Source organism: Labrys sp. WJW (assembly GCF_001676615.1).
Classification (GTDB): Bacteria; Pseudomonadota; Alphaproteobacteria; order Rhizobiales; family Labraceae; genus Labrys; species Labrys sedimenti.
Map to the genome: position 1 here is coordinate 180543 of NZ_LYXZ01000039.1, position 14619 is coordinate 195161.

Genomic DNA, 14619 nt, shown 5'->3' on the forward strand with positions numbered 1-14619 from the left:
GCCAGACGACGCCAGTCCCAAAACCTCAATTGGCGCGCTGAAGGAGGAAATTGATGAACAAGCCCGAGATCGTCCGCTCGCCCGGAACGCTGTTCAAGCCCCGCTACGGCAATTTCATCGGCGGCCAATGGCAGGAGCCGCGCAGCGGCAAATATTTCGAGAACACCTCGCCCGTGAACGGCAGGGTACTCTGCGAGATTGCCCGCTCCGATGCCGCCGACGTCGAAGCCGCCCTCGACGCCGCCCATGCCGCCAAGGATGCCTGGGGCCGTACCAGCGCCGCCGAGCGCTCCCTCCTCCTGCTGCGCATCGCCCAGGTTATGGAAGACAATCTGGAAACCCTCGCCTTGGCCGAGACCTGGGACAATGGCAAGCCGATCCGCGAGAGCATGGCCGCCGATCTGCCGCTCGGCGTCGACCATTTCCGCTATTTCGCCGGCGTGCTGCGCGCCCAGGAAGGTGGCATCTCTGAGATCGACCACGACACCGTCGCCTATCATTTCCATGAACCCCTCGGCGTCGTCGGCCAGATCATCCCCTGGAACTTCCCGCTGCTGATGGCGGTCTGGAAGCTTGCCCCCGCGCTCGCCGCCGGCAATTGCGTGGTGATCAAGCCGGCCGAGCAGACGCCTGCCTCCATCCTGGTCCTGGCCGAGCTGATCGGCGACATCCTGCCGCCCGGCGTGCTCAACATCGTCAACGGTTTCGGACTGGAAGCCGGCAAACCTTTGGCGTCCTCCAACCGGATCGCCAAGATCGCCTTCACCGGCGAGACCACCACCGGCCGGCTGATCATGCAATATGCCAGCCAGAACCTGATCCCGGTGACGCTGGAACTCGGCGGCAAGTCGCCCAACATCTTCTTCAAGGACGTCGCCGCCGAGGACGACGATTTCCTCGACAAGGCGATCGAGGGCTTCGTGATGTTCGCCCTCAACCAGGGCGAGGTCTGCACCTGCCCGAGCCGCGCCCTCGTGCATGAGAGCATCTATGACCGCTTCATCGAGAAGGCGCTGAAGCGCGTCGCCGCCATCAAGCAGGGCGATCCGCTCGATCCCGCCACCATGATCGGCGCGCAGGCCTCCTCCGAGCAGCTCGAGAAGATCCTGAGCTATTTCGACATCGGCCGCCAGGAAGGTGCCGAGGTGCTGATCGGTGGCGAGCGCGCCGACCTGCCCGGCGAACTCGCCGGCGGCTATTACGTCAAGCCGACGGTGTTCAAGGGCCACAACAAGATGCGGATCTTCCAGGAGGAGATCTTCGGCCCGGTGGTCTCCGTCACCACCTTCAAGGATGACGAGGAAGCGCTTTCCATCGCCAACGACACGCTCTACGGCCTCGGTGCCGGTATCTGGACGCGCGACGGCACCCGCGCCTATCGCTTCGGCCGCGCCATCCAGGCCGGCCGCGTCTGGACCAACTGCTACCACGCCTATCCGGCCCATGCGGCCTTTGGCGGCTACAAGCAGTCCGGCATCGGCCGCGAGAACCACAAGAAGATGCTCGATCACTACCAGCAGACCAAGAACATGCTGGTCAGCTACTCCCCCAAGAAGCTTGGCTTCTTCTGATCCGCGCCGGAGCGTTTAGCTCCGGGGATCACCTTGGCCGCCCCGATTTCGATCCGGGCGGCTCTTTCGCAAGATGGCGAGACATGGACGACCTTGCCGTCATTGCGAGCGAAGCGAAGCAATCCGGTCTTCGTCAGGCACGGCATTTTCGGCTTCTGGATTGCTTCGCTTCGCTCGCAATGACGCAAGATGGCGATCCGTTATGAAAAGTGGAGCGATCATGCCCGACGCCAGTCTCGAACGCGTAACGGCGACGCCGGCCGCCCTCGACCTGATCGCCAGTCTACAGACCCGCTACGGCCCCGTGCTGTTCCACCAGTCGGGCGGGTGCTGCGACGGTTCCTCGCCGATGTGCTATCCGCAGGGTGACTTCATCATCGGGGACCAGGACGTGCTGCTGGGCAGCATCGGCGAGGCGCCCGTCTATATCAGCGCGCCGCAATTTGCCGCCTGGAGCCACACGCAACTGATCATCGACGTGGTGCCGGGGCGCGGCGGCATGTTTTCCTTGGAGAACGGCACCGAAAAACGCTTCATCACCCGCTCGCGCACCTTCTCGGGCGAGGAGATCTGCGTGCTGCCTGCGGCGAGGAGAGGGGCCTGAGGCCCTTTTCGGTGTGCCGATCTCCAGATCGGCATTCTCGCGCCAAAGCGCTCACCGGCAAGGGGGTGGTGCCGATCTGGAGATCGGCACACCGTGCTTCAGACGCCTTGCCGGCAAGATCGGTGCGTCTGGGTAGACTACCTGCGCACCCGGATCCCCCGCTCAGCCGCGGCCGACCAGCGGCATCTTGGTCGCCATCACCGTCATAAACTGCACATTGGCCTCGAGCGGCAGGCCGGCCATGTAGACCACCGCATCGGCGACATGCTTCACGTCGAAGGTCGGCTCGGGCTTGATCGAGCCGTCGGCCTGCGGCACGCCGCCCGGCATCTTGGACGCCATCGGCGTCAGCGTGTTGCCGATGTCGATCTGGCCGCAGGCGATGTCATATTTGCGCCCATCGAGCGAGGAGGATTTGGTCAGGCCGGTGACCGCATGCTTGGAGGCCGTGTAGGGTGCCGAATTCGGGCGCGGCGCCGTGGCCGAGATCGAGCCATTGTTGATGATGCGCCCACCCCGCGGCTCCTGCGCCTTCATCACGCGGAAGGCCTCCTTGGTGCACAGGAACACGCCGGTGACGTTGGTGTCGATCACCGCCTTCCATTGTTCGAAGGGCAGGTCCTCGATCGGCACGCCGGGCGCGATGGTGCCGGCATTGTTGAAGACGAGGTCCACGCGCCCCAGCGCGGCGACGGTGGCATCGAACAGCGCGGCGACCGAAGCGGGATCGGTGACGTCGGAGGCGATGGCGCGGGCAGAGGCCGCCTGCGGGCTTTCGGCGATGGCGGCTTCCAGAGCCTCCTTGCGTCGCCCCGTAAAGACGACAGACCAGCCATCGGCCAGCAGCGCGTGCGCGACGGCCTTGCCGATGCCGCTGGCGGCGCCCGTGACGATGGCGATCTTTCCTTGACCCGACATGGGTTCCTCCCGATTCCAATTCGATTTGTGCTGCAACGCGCAGTGCCACCCGGCCAGGCGGGTTAGGCGTGACAGGCAGTTGCTTCCGTTGTCAGACAAATATCTCTAATCGGAATTTTCGGATAGGGCGAGCCTTCAAGAGAGCCAACATGTCAGATCTTCACATCCGCAAGCTTTGCAACGCTCTCATTCCCGATGCGATGCCTTCGAAACGGGTGCCTGGTGTCGTGGTCAACACTGTCGATCGCATGAGCCGCAAGGCGGGAGGCCTGTGGGTCGGCGGTCGCGTCGAGATCACGCCGGAAGGGCTGTCCTTCGCCGCCAATGGCCTGAACAAGGCCTTTCATACCGGCCTGCAGCCCGTCCACATTCCGATGACCACCATACGCAAGGCCTCACGTGAATTTGGCTGGGTCACCGGCATCGTGGCCGTCGAGCATGACGAGGGCACGTTCCGCTTCCGCTGCTACGGCGCCAGCAAGGTCGCGGCGGCGCTGGAGAAGCATGTTGCGGGGCGGCGGGAGCGGTGATGATCGCTCGGTGAAAGAGAGGCGTTTCAGGATATGGCGCAGAAATCCTTCCCCGGTTTCGGGGAAGGTGGCGCTGCGCAGCAGCGACGGAAGGGGAGAGTGGTGCGGAACAAGACAATACTGCCTGACGACCTGCGCCACTCTCCCCCACCCGGCCCGGCTACGCCGGTCCACCCTCCCCGAAGTCGGGGAGGGATAGGGCGCGCTTTACCGAGTCGCGAGCGCATGCCGTAATGAAGCGGTCCCGATCTTTTCACCCCAGGCAGGCGATGATGGTCTCGATCACCCTCTTGGTCTCCTCCGGATCCCTGACGCGGATCGAGTCGACGCCGGCCTCCTTGGCCGCATAGTCGTTGCCGCCCGGGAACAGTGCATCACCCGCGAAGATCATCTCCTCGATGGCGATGCCAAGCCGGTCGCGCAGCTTGGCGATGCCATAGGCCTTGTCGATGCCCTGCCGGGTCACGTCGATCGAGGTGGCGCCGCCCATGCGCACCGAGAAGTCCGGGATCGACTTGTCGAGATAGGTTTTCAGGATGGTGCGCTTCTTGAAATCGGGATCCCAGCTGTGCTTGGCCTCGAGCGGTGCTTCCTGGCCGAGCGCGGACATGGTGATCTGGCTGCCGCGATCCTCGATACGCTCGCCCCAGATCCGCTCCGGCTTGAAGCCCGCCTGCTCGAAAGCCGCCTCTAGCGCAGCGATGATGCGTTGCTTGTCGTCCGCCGACAGGTCCTCGCGGTAGACCGGAACCCAGCTACCCCCCTCGTAATGGAAGAACTTCGTGCCGCAGGTCGGCAGCAGATGCAGCCGGTCGAAGCGGTCGCCGGCGGGCAGATTGGCGAGGAACTGCTTTTCGAATTGCGGCCAGTCGCCACCGGAGATCACGGCGACCTGGGCAACGGTGAGAAGCTGGCCCAGCAGGGCGGCCATCTCGGCATCGATGGCCGATTTGCTCTTGGCAAGCGTGCCGTCGAGATCGAAAATGACGAGTTTCTTCATGACGAGCTTCAATGTCCCTGGGGAAGGAAAGAGTCCGGCCGTTATAGACGAGTTGGCCGGATGCGCCATTCTACGATTGTACAGCCGGGCTCACCCTTTCGGGGCAGACGCCACAATGCATCCTTCCCTGGGACCGCCAGCATCCTGCTGGCTCTTCCCTCAGACGAACGGCCGCTGCACCAAAGAGCCAGCAGGATGCTGGTGGTCCCAGGAAGAGGGTCGGTCGGTCTTCAATGATCCATGCCGGTGATCACCCGCTCCACCGCCTCCACGCTGGTCTGCTTGGGGTCGATGTCGTCGGCGACGACCCGGCCGCGGCGCATGACGACGATGCGGTCGACCACCTGGAAGACATGGTGGATGTTGTGGGCGATGAAGATGCAGGAATGGCCGGAACTGCGGGCATTACGCACGAAATTCAGGACGCCTTGAGTCTCCGCCACGCCCAGATTGTTGGTGGGCTCGTCGAGAATGATGAGATCGCTGTCGAAATGCATGGCGCGGGCGATGGCCACCGCCTGGCGTTCGCCGCCGGAAAGCGAGCCGATCGGTGTGGTCGGCGCGATGTTCTTGGAGATGCCGACCCTTTTCAAGAGCGTGGTCGCCACCTCGTTCATCTTGGCCTGGTCGAGGCGGTTGAGGAAGCGCGGTCCCTTGATCGGCTCGCGTCCGAGGAAGAGGTTGCGGGCGATCGAGAGCTGCGGGACCAGGGCTGAATCCTGGTAGATCGTCTCGATGCCCTCAGCGATCGCGTCGGTGGTCGAGCGCATCGCCACCTTCTTGCCGCGGACGAAGATGTCGCCGGAGGTGGCGGAGACGGCACCCGAAAGGATCTTGATCAGGGTCGACTTCCCCGCCCCGTTGTCGCCGAGCAACCCGACGATCTCGCGCCTGTTCACCGTGAGCGTGACGCCCTCGATGGCGCGGATGCGGCCATAGGACTTGGCGATGTTCTGCATGCGGATGAGTTCTTCTTGGGTCTCAGCCATCGCTCACCTCCCTTCCTGGTGCCGGCGGTCGAGCCATGAATGCAGTGCCATCATCCCCAGGATGATCGCGCCGATGAAGATGTTGTAGGCCAGGCCCGGCACGCCGATCAGCACGATGCCGTTGCGCATCACGCGCAGGATGAAGATGCCGAGCACCGTGCCGATGATGGTGCCGCGGCCGCCGGTGAGCGCGGTGCCGCCGATCACCACCATGGCGATCACCTCCAGTTCATAGCCCGTGCCGGAATTGGGATTGGCCGAGGAGGTGCGGATCGAGGAGATGATACCGGCGAGCGTCGAGAGCACCGAGCACAGGATGAACAGCCAGACCTTGGTGGCATCGACATTGACGCCGCGCGCCCGCGCCGCATTGGGATTGCCGCCCGCCGCCTGGATCCAGTTGCCGGCCTTGGTCTTGGTCAGCACATAGCCGAGCACGATCGCGGCGATGGCGAACCAGAGCAGGGACATGTAGACGCGGAAGCCGCCGATATAGAAGGTGCCGACCAGGATGTCGGCGAGCGGCTGGTCGCCCGCGTTCCAGGTGCGCTGAGGAAAGCCGTTGGTGACGAAGAGGGCCGTGCCGCGCACCACCAGCAGCATGCCGAGCGTGACCAGGAAGGACGGGATCTTCAGCCTGGTGACGAAGAGGCCGTTCACCCAGCCGATCAGCGCCGCGACGACGAGGGCGATCAGGAAGGCTACCCAGAGAGGGGTGGCGCCGGAATTGAACAGCGTCCACATCAGCACCGGCGAGAAGCCGAAGAGCGAGCCGACCGAAAGGTCGAACTCGCCCGAGGTCATCAAGAGCGTCATCGCCAGGGCGATCAGGCCGAGCTCGACGGTGAAGGCCAGGATGTTGCTGAGATTGTCCGCGGAGAGGAAATCGGGATTGATGCCGCCGAAGATGGCGAGTTCGACGACCAGGAGCACGAAAGGGCCGAATTCGGGCCGTGCGATCGCGCGCTGGAGCAGGGAGTGTTGTTCCACGAGAATTCCTTGGCCGGTGGTGGAGGCAGGTGCGGAAGGGGCGCTTTGAGGGAGGTGCTCAGCCCAATGATTTCGGACTTCGCTCAACCTTTGTCATTGCCAGGCTTGACCCGGCAATCCAGTCTTGGCGGCGGATGGCGAACCGCTCCCTGGATGCCCGGGTCAAGCCCGGGCATGACAAAGGTCCGTGCCTCCTACGATATCAAAAGAGGCCGCCGCGCTGGACAGACATTTCCGGCCGCCAGCGCCTGTGAGTGCCCTATTTCTTGCCGCTCAGGATATCGTCATACATCTGGGCGTTATCCTTCTCGTAGAGCGCGCCGGTGATGACGTTGAAGCCGGGGCGGATGCCGCTGGAAGCCATGGCCGCCATCGACAGCGCGATATAGCTGGTCGCCTGCGGATCCTGCCATTGCCCGGCATTGACGTAGCCGTTCAGCACTTCCTGGGTGGTGTCGAGCGAATTGCCCCAGCCGATGACCGGGATTTCGCCGGGCTTGACGCCGACCTGGTCGAACACCCGCTTGATAGAGCCGGTGACGAGGTCGCCCAGGCCGATGATCGCCTTGATCTTCTTGCGGTTGGTGGTGAGGTAGTCGGTCATGCGCGAGATGACCTCGGCCTGGTCGAGCGTCGCCTCGGTGACTTCCCAGGTGATGCCGAGCGGCTTGAACACGCTGGAAATGCCCTGCTCCTCCTGCACGCCATAGGTGGCGCCGGGAATTTCCACCGGCATCCAGACGAAGTCGCCTGATTTCACCAGCTTCTTGTCGACCAGATATTGGGCCCAGGCCGCACCGAACTTGACGTTGTCACCGCCGACATAGGCACCGAATTTGGCCTGCGGGTCGGGCGTGTTGAAATTGATGATCGGAATCTTCTTGGCGTTGGCTTCATCGACCACCTTGATCAGGCTGCCGGGATCCGGGCTGGTGGTGACGATGCCGGCCGCTCCTGCCGCGATCGCTGCGCGCACGGCCTCCTGGTGCGAAGCCACGTCGCCATTGTGGAAGGAGGTGTTGACCGTATTGCCGGTGTCGCTGGCCCATTGCTTGGCGCCTGCCAGGAAATAGGTCCAGACCGGGTCGGCCGGGCCGCCATGGGATATCCAGTAGAAGGTCTTCGGGGCGGCCTGCGCCATCGGGAGGGAGGCTGCCAGCGCCATTATCGCGCCGGCAACGGCCAAGACGAATTTCCTGATCATGGGAGTGCCTTGCTCGTGTTCCGGGTCTCTGGAGGACCAACGGGCGCGATCATGGCAATTGTAATACGATTAATCAATGCGATCTTTGATATGAGATCGCGTCATTGCGGAGCATTCGTCGGGGCGATCGAAAGAAACGGCTCTATTTTACTTCAGGGAATTATCTTGCGATGCGGAAATTATTTGCTGCGGCGCATCAAAATTAACATGGTGTGGTCCAGGTAAGCTTGAGTTCTCTCGATCTGAAGCGCTTTGGCCAACAAAAAGCCCTTCCCTGGAGAGGGAAGGGCGGCAATAGACTCTAAATTCGGATGCGAACCGGATCAGACGCCCAGCTTGCGCTTGCGGCTGCCCAGCGTGCGCAGGCGCAGGGCGTTGAGCTTGATGAAACCGGCCGCGTCGCGGTGGTCATAGGCGACGGCGCCCTCCTCGAAGGTGACGAGGTCCTGGCTGTAGAGCGAGTTGGGGCTCTCGCGGCCGATGACATGCACGCCGCCCTTGTAGAGCTTGAGGCGCACCGAGCCGGTCACCGCTTCCTGGCTCTTGTCGATCAGGGCCTGCAGCATCTCGCGCTCGGGCGAGAACCAGAAGCCGTTATAAATGAGCTCGGCATATTTCGGCATCAGCTCATCCTTGAGATGGGCGGCACCGCGGTCGAGCGTGATGCTCTCGATGGCGCGGTGGGCGGGCAGCAGGATGGTGCCGCCGGGCGTCTCATACATGCCGCGCGACTTCATGCCGACGAAGCGATTCTCGACCAGGTCGAGACGGCCGATGCCGTTGATGCGCCCGAGCTCGTTGAGCTTGGTGAGCAAGGTGGCCGGGCTCATCTTCACGCCGTCGATGGCGACGGCATCGCCCTTCTCGAAGTCGATCGTGATGATAGTCGGGGTATCAGGCGCATCTTCCGGATTGACCGTGCGCGAATAGACATAGTCCGGCACCTCGATCGCCGGATCCTCCAGCACCTTGCCCTCGGAGGAGCAGTGCAACAGGTTGGCGTCGACGGAGAAAGGCGCCTCGCCGCGCTTGTCCTTGGCGATCGGGATCTGGTGCTCTTCGGCGAACTTGATCAGGGCCTCGCGCGAGCGCAGGTCCCATTCGCGCCAGGGGGCGATGATGGTGACGTCGGGCTTGAGGGCATAATAGCCGAGCTCGAAGCGGACCTGGTCGTTGCCCTTGCCGGTGGCGCCATGGCAGACGGCGTCGGCGCCGACCTTCTCGGCGATCTCGATCTGCTTCTTGGCGATCAGCGGGCGGGCGATCGAGGTACCGAGCAGGTAGACACCCTCATACTGGGCATTGGCGCGGAACATCGGGAAGACGTAGTCGCGCACGAATTCCTCGCGCAGGTCCTCGATGTAGATGTTTTCCGGCTTGATGCCGAGCAGCAGCGCCTTCTGGCGCGCCGGCTCCAATTCCTCGCCCTGGCCGAGATCGGCCGTGAAGGTGACGACCTCGCAATTATAGGTGGTCTGCAGCCATTTCAGGATGATCGAGGTGTCGAGGCCACCGGAATAGGCGAGCACCACCTTCTTGACGGATTTGGACATCAAAGAGCCTTCGGGTTGGGATTGGCACCGGGCGAGGAACCCGGCGACGAAAATCGCGCGCGACTATAGTCAGCCGGTGCGACAAGACAAGCATGGCGAGCGCTTTCTAGGCGGCCTGTCCGGAGCGTGCCAGTCAAGAAAACTGATGGATGACAGCAAGGTCCTTGAAGTGTCCACGCCGAAAGGCGCGGAACAAGGAGGGGCGATCTCCTCAGCTTCATCGAGAAATGGAGCAGGATCGGCCCTCCGACGCCGGCTATCGCGCATATTGCCGTCGATGGTCCAGTCGCCGGCGCTCTCCGAAAGTCAGGCCTCCTCGGCAAGCTCGGTGATCTCGGAGAACTTGACCCCTGCAGCGGCGGCCAGCAGGGACAGGCGCTCGCTCACCGCTTCGCTGTCCGGCACGCGAGCCGAACGGCTGACCTCCAGGCGCAACCGGTTCGAACCGATCGACAGGCGAGAGTTCGCCAGCACGGCCGGCGTGCCGCCGGACAGGCGGTAGGCCACCAGCAAAGCGCGTCCGAGGATTTCAGCGCGGCGGCGATCGGCCGGCGATAGTAGTTTCAGCGCTCCCGCCAGGTAGGGTGCATCGAGCCGGCCGGCATGGCGGGCATGAAGCGCAACGGCGAGGAAGGCTCGCTCGCCATGGTCCAGGCCGATGAAGGGAAATTGCAGCACGCGGCGGTGGCTTTCCTCGGCCCGGATGTCGGGGTGGTCGCGCCAGCCCAGATCCGAGAGGGCGCACAAGGTCACGCGCAGGCGCTTTTCGGCCGGGCTTTCATCCGCATAGAGGCCGTCGGTCCAGGCGACCAGGGCCGGCGGAAAGTCGGGCACGCGCGAGCCGGGCAGTCCGATCAACTGGGCGCCCTCGACCAGCGGGTCGAGGTAGCGCTCCTCGGCGTCGAGCTGCGAATAGAGCCAGCCCTCCCGCAGGCCGAGGGCGGAGAACACCACCTCGTCCGGCGCCAGATATTTGAGCACGCGGTCCAGCACCAGGGCGGCAGCGGGCATGGTGCGTGCGCGCCGGCGCGATATGCCCGGCAATTCGGCGATCTTGGCGAGGGGCAGGCGCAGCAATGTCTTGGCAAAGGCGCGGGCCTCGCTCGCCGGGATGCGATAGCCATGCACCACGGGAACCGGCGCGGCATGCGTCGCCATATGGGCCTTGGCAAAGGTCCGCCAGCCGCCGCCGACCGCAAAGAAGATCGGCTGCTTCAGGAAGGGGGCGGGCGTCTTGTCCTTCAGCAGCGCATCGATACGCCGTTTCGCATCGTCCGGGCCCTGCATCAGCGCCTCGACCGGCAGGGCTCCCAGGGGAAAACTGACCCAGTCCTCGCCGACCCGGTCATCCAGGGCGGCGGCCAGTTCCAGGCTGCCCCCGCCCATGTCGCCGACGATGCCGGCGGGACGGTGGAAGCCGGAGATGACGCCGAGCGCCGCAAATCGGGCCTCTTCGGCGCCGCTGAGGATGCGCACGTCGACCCCCGCCTCCGTCCGGATGGCCTCGACAAGATCCTTGCCGTTCTCGGCCCGGCGCACCGCCTCCGTGGCGGTGGCATCGAGACGGGCAACGCCCATGGCATCGGCCACGGCGCGAAAACGCCGCACGGCCTCGACCGTCCGACGGAACCCCTCGACGGAGATCAGCCCGGTCTGGGCCAGGCCTTCGCCGAGACGGCAGAGCGATTTTTCATTGAAGCGCGGCAGCGGGGCGCGACCGAGCTGGTCATAGACCACGAGGCGGACCGAATTGGAGCCGATGTCGATGATGCCGTAATGCGCCCGATCGAGGCGCCCGGCCCGCTTCGGATCGAGTTCGAGTGGGCGATGAACGGCTGCCGTACCGGTGCTGGTCCCCATGAAGCGCTCCCCAATGCATGCCGGGAATCTGGTGTTGGTCCCAGAATTGCGTATGGGGGATCATGGAGGATGCAGGCCGCTTCGTCCATCCGCGCGGTGGGCGGGACGTGGCCTATCGCGGGACGTCTTTCTCAGATCCGCTCGCCCGTCAGCCGGTGGGCGAGCATCTCGATGAAGAGACGGGTCCGCGCCGGTGTGCCGACATTGCTCGGCCAGACGGCGCTTACCGGGGTCGGCGGAGGCTCGTAGTCCGTCAGAAGCAAGTCCAGCTGGCCGTCGTCGATCTCGCGACGCACCTGCCAGAGCGGTGCGATGCCGATGCCGGCACCGAGAAGGACGGCCGCATTGGCTGCAGCGGCATCGTTGCATTTCAAGGGTCCCTTGACCGGGATGCGCACAAGGTGGCCGTCGACCAGGAATGGCCAGGCATCCCCCTCCGGTCCGATGGTACGGATGACGCATAGATGGGTAGAGAGGTCGGCGGGCGTCCGGGGATGGCCGTGCCGCATCAGATAGGCAGGGGCGGCCACGATGACACGGCGAAGCTGCGTAATTCGTCGGGACCGCAGGCTGGAAGCGCCGAGATCGCCGACCCGGATCGCAACGTCCAGGCGCTCCTCGATCAGGTGGGAGAGAGCGTCGTCGAGCACAAACTCGATCTCGACTTCCGGAAAGCGCTGGGCAAACGCCACGGCGGTCGGCACCACGAAGCGAGAGGCAAAATGGATCGAGGTGCTGATGCGGAACAGGCCTCCGATGCGTTGCGCCTCGCGCCGGGCCTCCGAGCGGGCATCGTCGATGTCCTTCAGCGCCGTGCGCAAGCGCTCGCGCAGGATCATTCCGGTCGGCGTCGTCTGCAGGCGACGCGTCGTTCGCCGGATGAGCTCGACGCCCAGTTCCTCTTCGAGCGAGGCGATCGCCCGGCTGACGGCCTGCAGGGATCGGTTCAGATGATGGGCGGCTGCCGTGAGGCTGCCGCGCTCGACCGTTTCGACGAAGGCTTCATATTGCTCGATGCTGGCCATATTCTCACGAGAAATGGAATAATTATTCAATAAAAATAACTATTATCACTCCAATGGGATGGATGCAAAATCGAAGGCGATCCTCGCATCGGGAAACGGCCCCCATGTCTTCCATCTCGACTTCTTCCATCTCGACGTCTTCCATTCCGGCAACCAAGGCGGGACCGACGCCTGCCGAACCGGTTTCCGGTCTGCCCGCCGGGCTCACGCTCCTGTTCGCTGTCTCCGTTGCGATCGTCGTGCTTGGCCTCTTTGCCTCACAGCCGCTCATCGGCCTGATCGGTCCTGCCTTCGGTTTCGGTGCGAGCGAGGCGGGATTCGTCACCACGCTTACCTTGCTCGGTTATGCCAGTGGCCTGTTTCTCCTGGTGCCGCTGGCCGACATCGTCGAAAACCGGCGCCTGATCGTTGCAACGCTGGCGGTCGAGGCGATTGCCCTGGCAGCGGTCGCCTGTGCGCCGACACCGGCCTTGTTCCTGGCGGCTTGCTATGTCTGCGGCGTGGCGGCGAGTGCCATCCAGATGCTGGTGCCGGCCGCTGCGCAGTTGAGTTCGCCCACCCATCGTGGACGGGTCGTCGGCAATGTGATGAGCGGCCTGATGATCGGTATTCTGGTCTCGCGGCCGGCCGCCAGTCTCGTGGCAGAGGTCGCCGGCTGGCGCTGGTTTTATGGTGGCCTTGCCGTTCTCGTCGCAGGCCTCGCCTCGATGCTGGTTTTCGTCGTTCCACGCCGCCAGCCGGCGGGCGCCGAGAGCTATGTGCAGCTGATCGGATCGCTGTGGACGATCCTGTGCCAGGAGCCCGTGTTGCGGCGGCGTGCGGCCTATCAGGCGCTGTGCATGGTGGCCTTCGGCGTGTTCTGGACGTCGGTAGCGCTTCGTCTCGCCCAGGCTCCCTTCGGCCTCAGCCAGACCGGCATCGCCCTGTTCGCCCTGGCCGGCGCCGCCGGCGCCGTGGTGGCGCCACTCGCCGGGCGTGCAGGAGACAGAGGGAGGACACGCGGCGCCACCCTGCTCGCCCATCTCGCCGTGATCGGCGCCATGGTCCTGGCCGAGATCGGCGGCGACATCCTGGCCCGCGGGGCATCGCCGGGGGCTTGCCATGGCGCGCTCGCGACTTTGGCCGCCGCGGCGATTCTGCTCGACCTCGGCGTCGTCGGCGACCAGACCCTGGGGCGGCGTGCCATCAATCTGTTGCGGCCGGAGGCGCGTGGACGCGTCAACGGCCTTTTCACGGGCCTGTTCTTCATCGGCACGTCGATGGGGGCGGGGTTGTCGGGCTTTGCCTGGGTCCATGCGGGCTGGCCCGGCATATGCGCGGTGGGCGCGGCCTTCGGCGCCGCCGCCCTCATCACCTTTCTCACGGAGCAGGCCGAGGGCGGTGCCTCTCGAGGCTGAATGGCTCTCTTCTGCCGCCCGTCACAGCTTGCGGAGCGAGACCTGTTCGATGTCGTGGCTGTCGCCCTTGCGCAGGATCAGGTCGGCACGCGGGCGGGTCGGCAGGATGTTCTCGATCAGATTGGGCTGGTTGATCCGGCTCCACAGGCCGAGGGCCGTCTCCAGCGCTTCGGCCTCGGTGAGGTCGGCATATTTGCGGAAGAAGGAGAGCGGATTGCGGAAGGCCGTCTCGCGCAGGGTCATGAAGCGCTCGACATACCAGCGCCTGAGCAGCGCGACTTCGGCATCGAGATAGATGGCGAAGTCGAAGAAGTCCGAGGTGAAGGGGATCGCCTTGCCGTCGCGGGGCAGGCGGGCCGGCTGCAAGACATTGAGCCCTTCGACGATCAGGATGTCGGGCTGGTCCACCGTGACGATCTCGCCCGGCACCACGTCGTAGACGAGGTGGGAATAGACCGGCGCCGTAACCTTGCCCTGGCCGGCCTTGATATCGGCCAGGAAGCGCAGCAGGCGCTGGGTGTCGTAGCTTTCGGGGAAGCCCTTGCGCTCCATCAGCCCGTGTTCGCGCAGGAAGGCGTTGGGAAACAGGAAGCCGTCCGTGGTGATCAGGTCGACCTTCGGCGTGTTGGGCCAGCGCGTCAGCAATTGGCGCAGCACGCGGGCGGTGGTCGACTTGCCGACCGCGACCGAGCCGGCCACGCCGATCAGATAGGGCACCTTGCCCTGGCTGGTGCCGAGAAAGCGCTGGGTGGCGCGGTGCAGACCCTGCGTCGCCGCGACATAGAGTGAGAGCAGGCGCGACAGCGGCAGGTAGATTTCTTCCACGTCGGTCAGCGAGACCGGGTCGTTGAGGGCGCGCAGGCGGTCGAGCTCGGCCGCCGTCAAGGTCATCGGCGTATCGGCCCGCAGCTTGGCCCATTCGCTGCGGGTGAACACCGAATAGGGCGACACGGGCGACTTCACGAGCTGGTCCATGGC

The 14619-nt window shown here is 64.5% G+C and carries 14 protein-coding genes; 5 read left to right on the forward strand and 9 right to left on the reverse strand.

The window, feature by feature from the left end; all coding sequences use genetic code 11:
- Positions 1-53 precede the first annotated feature (53 nt).
- The 3 genes from adh (at position 54) to BA190_RS23345 (ending at position 2175) form a co-directional block, all read left to right on the forward strand.
- The gene (adh, locus tag BA190_RS23340; protein ID WP_068293017.1) at positions 54-1571 is read left to right on the forward strand and encodes an aldehyde dehydrogenase; all 1518 of its coding nucleotides are present in this window, start codon (positions 54-56) and stop codon (positions 1569-1571) included.
- 83 nt (positions 1572-1654) lie between these two features.
- A complete protein-coding gene (locus BA190_RS37070; protein WP_256390545.1) occupies positions 1655-1777 on the forward strand; it encodes a hypothetical protein in 123 nt (40 codons plus the stop codon).
- A gap of 14 nt (positions 1778-1791) precedes the next feature.
- Entirely contained in the window at positions 1792-2175 is a 384-nt protein-coding gene (locus BA190_RS23345) for a DUF779 domain-containing protein (protein WP_068293020.1), read from the forward strand.
- Between the two features lie 162 nt (positions 2176-2337).
- Here the strand turns inward: BA190_RS23345 and BA190_RS23350 are convergent, their stop codons facing one another.
- The gene (locus BA190_RS23350) at positions 2338-3093 is read right to left on the reverse strand and encodes an SDR family oxidoreductase (protein ID WP_068293025.1); all 756 of its coding nucleotides are present in this window, start codon (positions 3091-3093) and stop codon (positions 2338-2340) included.
- 149 nt (positions 3094-3242) lie between these two features.
- Here BA190_RS23350 and BA190_RS23355 point away from each other — a divergent pair, with 149 nt between their 5' ends.
- A complete protein-coding gene (locus BA190_RS23355; RefSeq protein WP_068293028.1) occupies positions 3243-3623 on the forward strand; it encodes a hypothetical protein in 381 nt (126 codons plus the stop codon).
- A 253-nt stretch (positions 3624-3876) separates the two neighbouring features.
- Here the strand turns inward: BA190_RS23355 and BA190_RS23360 are convergent, their stop codons facing one another.
- From BA190_RS23360 to BA190_RS23390, 7 genes are all read right to left on the reverse strand, one after another.
- Complete coding sequence (locus BA190_RS23360; protein ID WP_068293032.1) at positions 3877-4623, reverse strand: HAD-IIB family hydrolase; 747 nt, start codon at positions 4621-4623, stop codon at positions 3877-3879.
- A gap of 230 nt (positions 4624-4853) precedes the next feature.
- Positions 4854-5612: an ATP-binding cassette domain-containing protein gene (locus BA190_RS23365; protein ID WP_068293035.1), complete on the reverse strand. Its 759-nt coding sequence runs from the start codon at positions 5610-5612 to the stop codon at positions 4854-4856.
- Positions 5613-5615: 3 nt separating this feature from the next.
- Complete coding sequence (locus BA190_RS23370; RefSeq protein ID WP_068293038.1) at positions 5616-6602, reverse strand: ABC transporter permease; 987 nt, start codon at positions 6600-6602, stop codon at positions 5616-5618.
- A gap of 259 nt (positions 6603-6861) precedes the next feature.
- Complete coding sequence (locus tag BA190_RS23375; RefSeq protein ID WP_371260379.1) at positions 6862-7743, reverse strand: substrate-binding domain-containing protein; 882 nt, start codon at positions 7741-7743, stop codon at positions 6862-6864.
- Positions 7744-8129: 386 nt separating this feature from the next.
- Complete coding sequence (locus tag BA190_RS23380; RefSeq protein ID WP_068293043.1) at positions 8130-9359, reverse strand: argininosuccinate synthase; 1230 nt, start codon at positions 9357-9359, stop codon at positions 8130-8132.
- Between the two features lie 306 nt (positions 9360-9665).
- Positions 9666-11219: a Ppx/GppA family phosphatase gene (locus tag BA190_RS23385; protein ID WP_082979984.1), complete on the reverse strand. Its 1554-nt coding sequence runs from the start codon at positions 11217-11219 to the stop codon at positions 9666-9668.
- A gap of 131 nt (positions 11220-11350) precedes the next feature.
- Positions 11351-12244, reverse strand: a complete 894-nt coding sequence (locus tag BA190_RS23390; protein ID WP_068293046.1) for a LysR family transcriptional regulator — start codon at positions 12242-12244, stop codon at positions 11351-11353.
- Between the two features lie 104 nt (positions 12245-12348).
- Between BA190_RS23390 and BA190_RS23395 the strand changes: the two genes are divergently transcribed.
- On the forward strand, positions 12349-13641 hold the full coding sequence (locus tag BA190_RS23395; protein WP_082979985.1) for an MFS transporter: 1293 nt from the start codon (positions 12349-12351) through the stop codon (positions 13639-13641).
- 21 nt (positions 13642-13662) lie between these two features.
- On the opposite strand, the gene coaA is transcribed toward BA190_RS23395, so the two are convergent.
- Positions 13663-14616: a type I pantothenate kinase gene (coaA, locus tag BA190_RS23400; protein ID WP_082979986.1), complete on the reverse strand. Its 954-nt coding sequence runs from the start codon at positions 14614-14616 to the stop codon at positions 13663-13665.
- Between the last annotated feature and the right edge of the window lie 3 nt (positions 14617-14619).

Bases quoted from the DNA above. Each gene is read 5' to 3' on its own strand.
- BA190_RS23350 (WP_068293025.1), bottom strand. From the start codon at position 3,093: ATGTCGGGTCAAGGAAAGATCGCCATCGTCACGGGCGCCGCCAGCGGC.
- adh (WP_068293017.1), top strand. From the start codon at position 54: ATGAACAAGCCCGAGATCGTCCGCTCGCCCGGAACGCTGTTCAAGCCC.
- BA190_RS23390 (WP_068293046.1), bottom strand. From the start codon at position 12,244: ATGGCCAGCATCGAGCAATATGAAGCCTTCGTCGAAACGGTCGAGCGC.
- BA190_RS23395 (WP_082979985.1), top strand. From the start codon at position 12,349: ATGTCTTCCATCTCGACTTCTTCCATCTCGACGTCTTCCATTCCGGCA.
- BA190_RS23380 (WP_068293043.1), bottom strand. From the start codon at position 9,359: ATGTCCAAATCCGTCAAGAAGGTGGTGCTCGCCTATTCCGGTGGCCTC.
- BA190_RS23365 (WP_068293035.1), bottom strand. From the start codon at position 5,612: ATGGCTGAGACCCAAGAAGAACTCATCCGCATGCAGAACATCGCCAAG.
- coaA (WP_082979986.1), bottom strand. From the start codon at position 14,616: ATGGACCAGCTCGTGAAGTCGCCCGTGTCGCCCTATTCGGTGTTCACC.
- BA190_RS23385 (WP_082979984.1), bottom strand. From the start codon at position 11,219: ATGGGGACCAGCACCGGTACGGCAGCCGTTCATCGCCCACTCGAACTC.
- BA190_RS23345 (WP_068293020.1), top strand. From the start codon at position 1,792: ATGCCCGACGCCAGTCTCGAACGCGTAACGGCGACGCCGGCCGCCCTC.
- BA190_RS23355 (WP_068293028.1), top strand. From the start codon at position 3,243: ATGTCAGATCTTCACATCCGCAAGCTTTGCAACGCTCTCATTCCCGAT.
- BA190_RS37070 (WP_256390545.1), top strand. From the start codon at position 1,655: ATGGACGACCTTGCCGTCATTGCGAGCGAAGCGAAGCAATCCGGTCTT.
- BA190_RS23360 (WP_068293032.1), bottom strand. From the start codon at position 4,623: ATGAAGAAACTCGTCATTTTCGATCTCGACGGCACGCTTGCCAAGAGC.
- BA190_RS23375 (WP_371260379.1), bottom strand. From the start codon at position 7,743: ATGGCGCAGGCCGCCCCGAAGACCTTCTACTGGATATCCCATGGCGGC.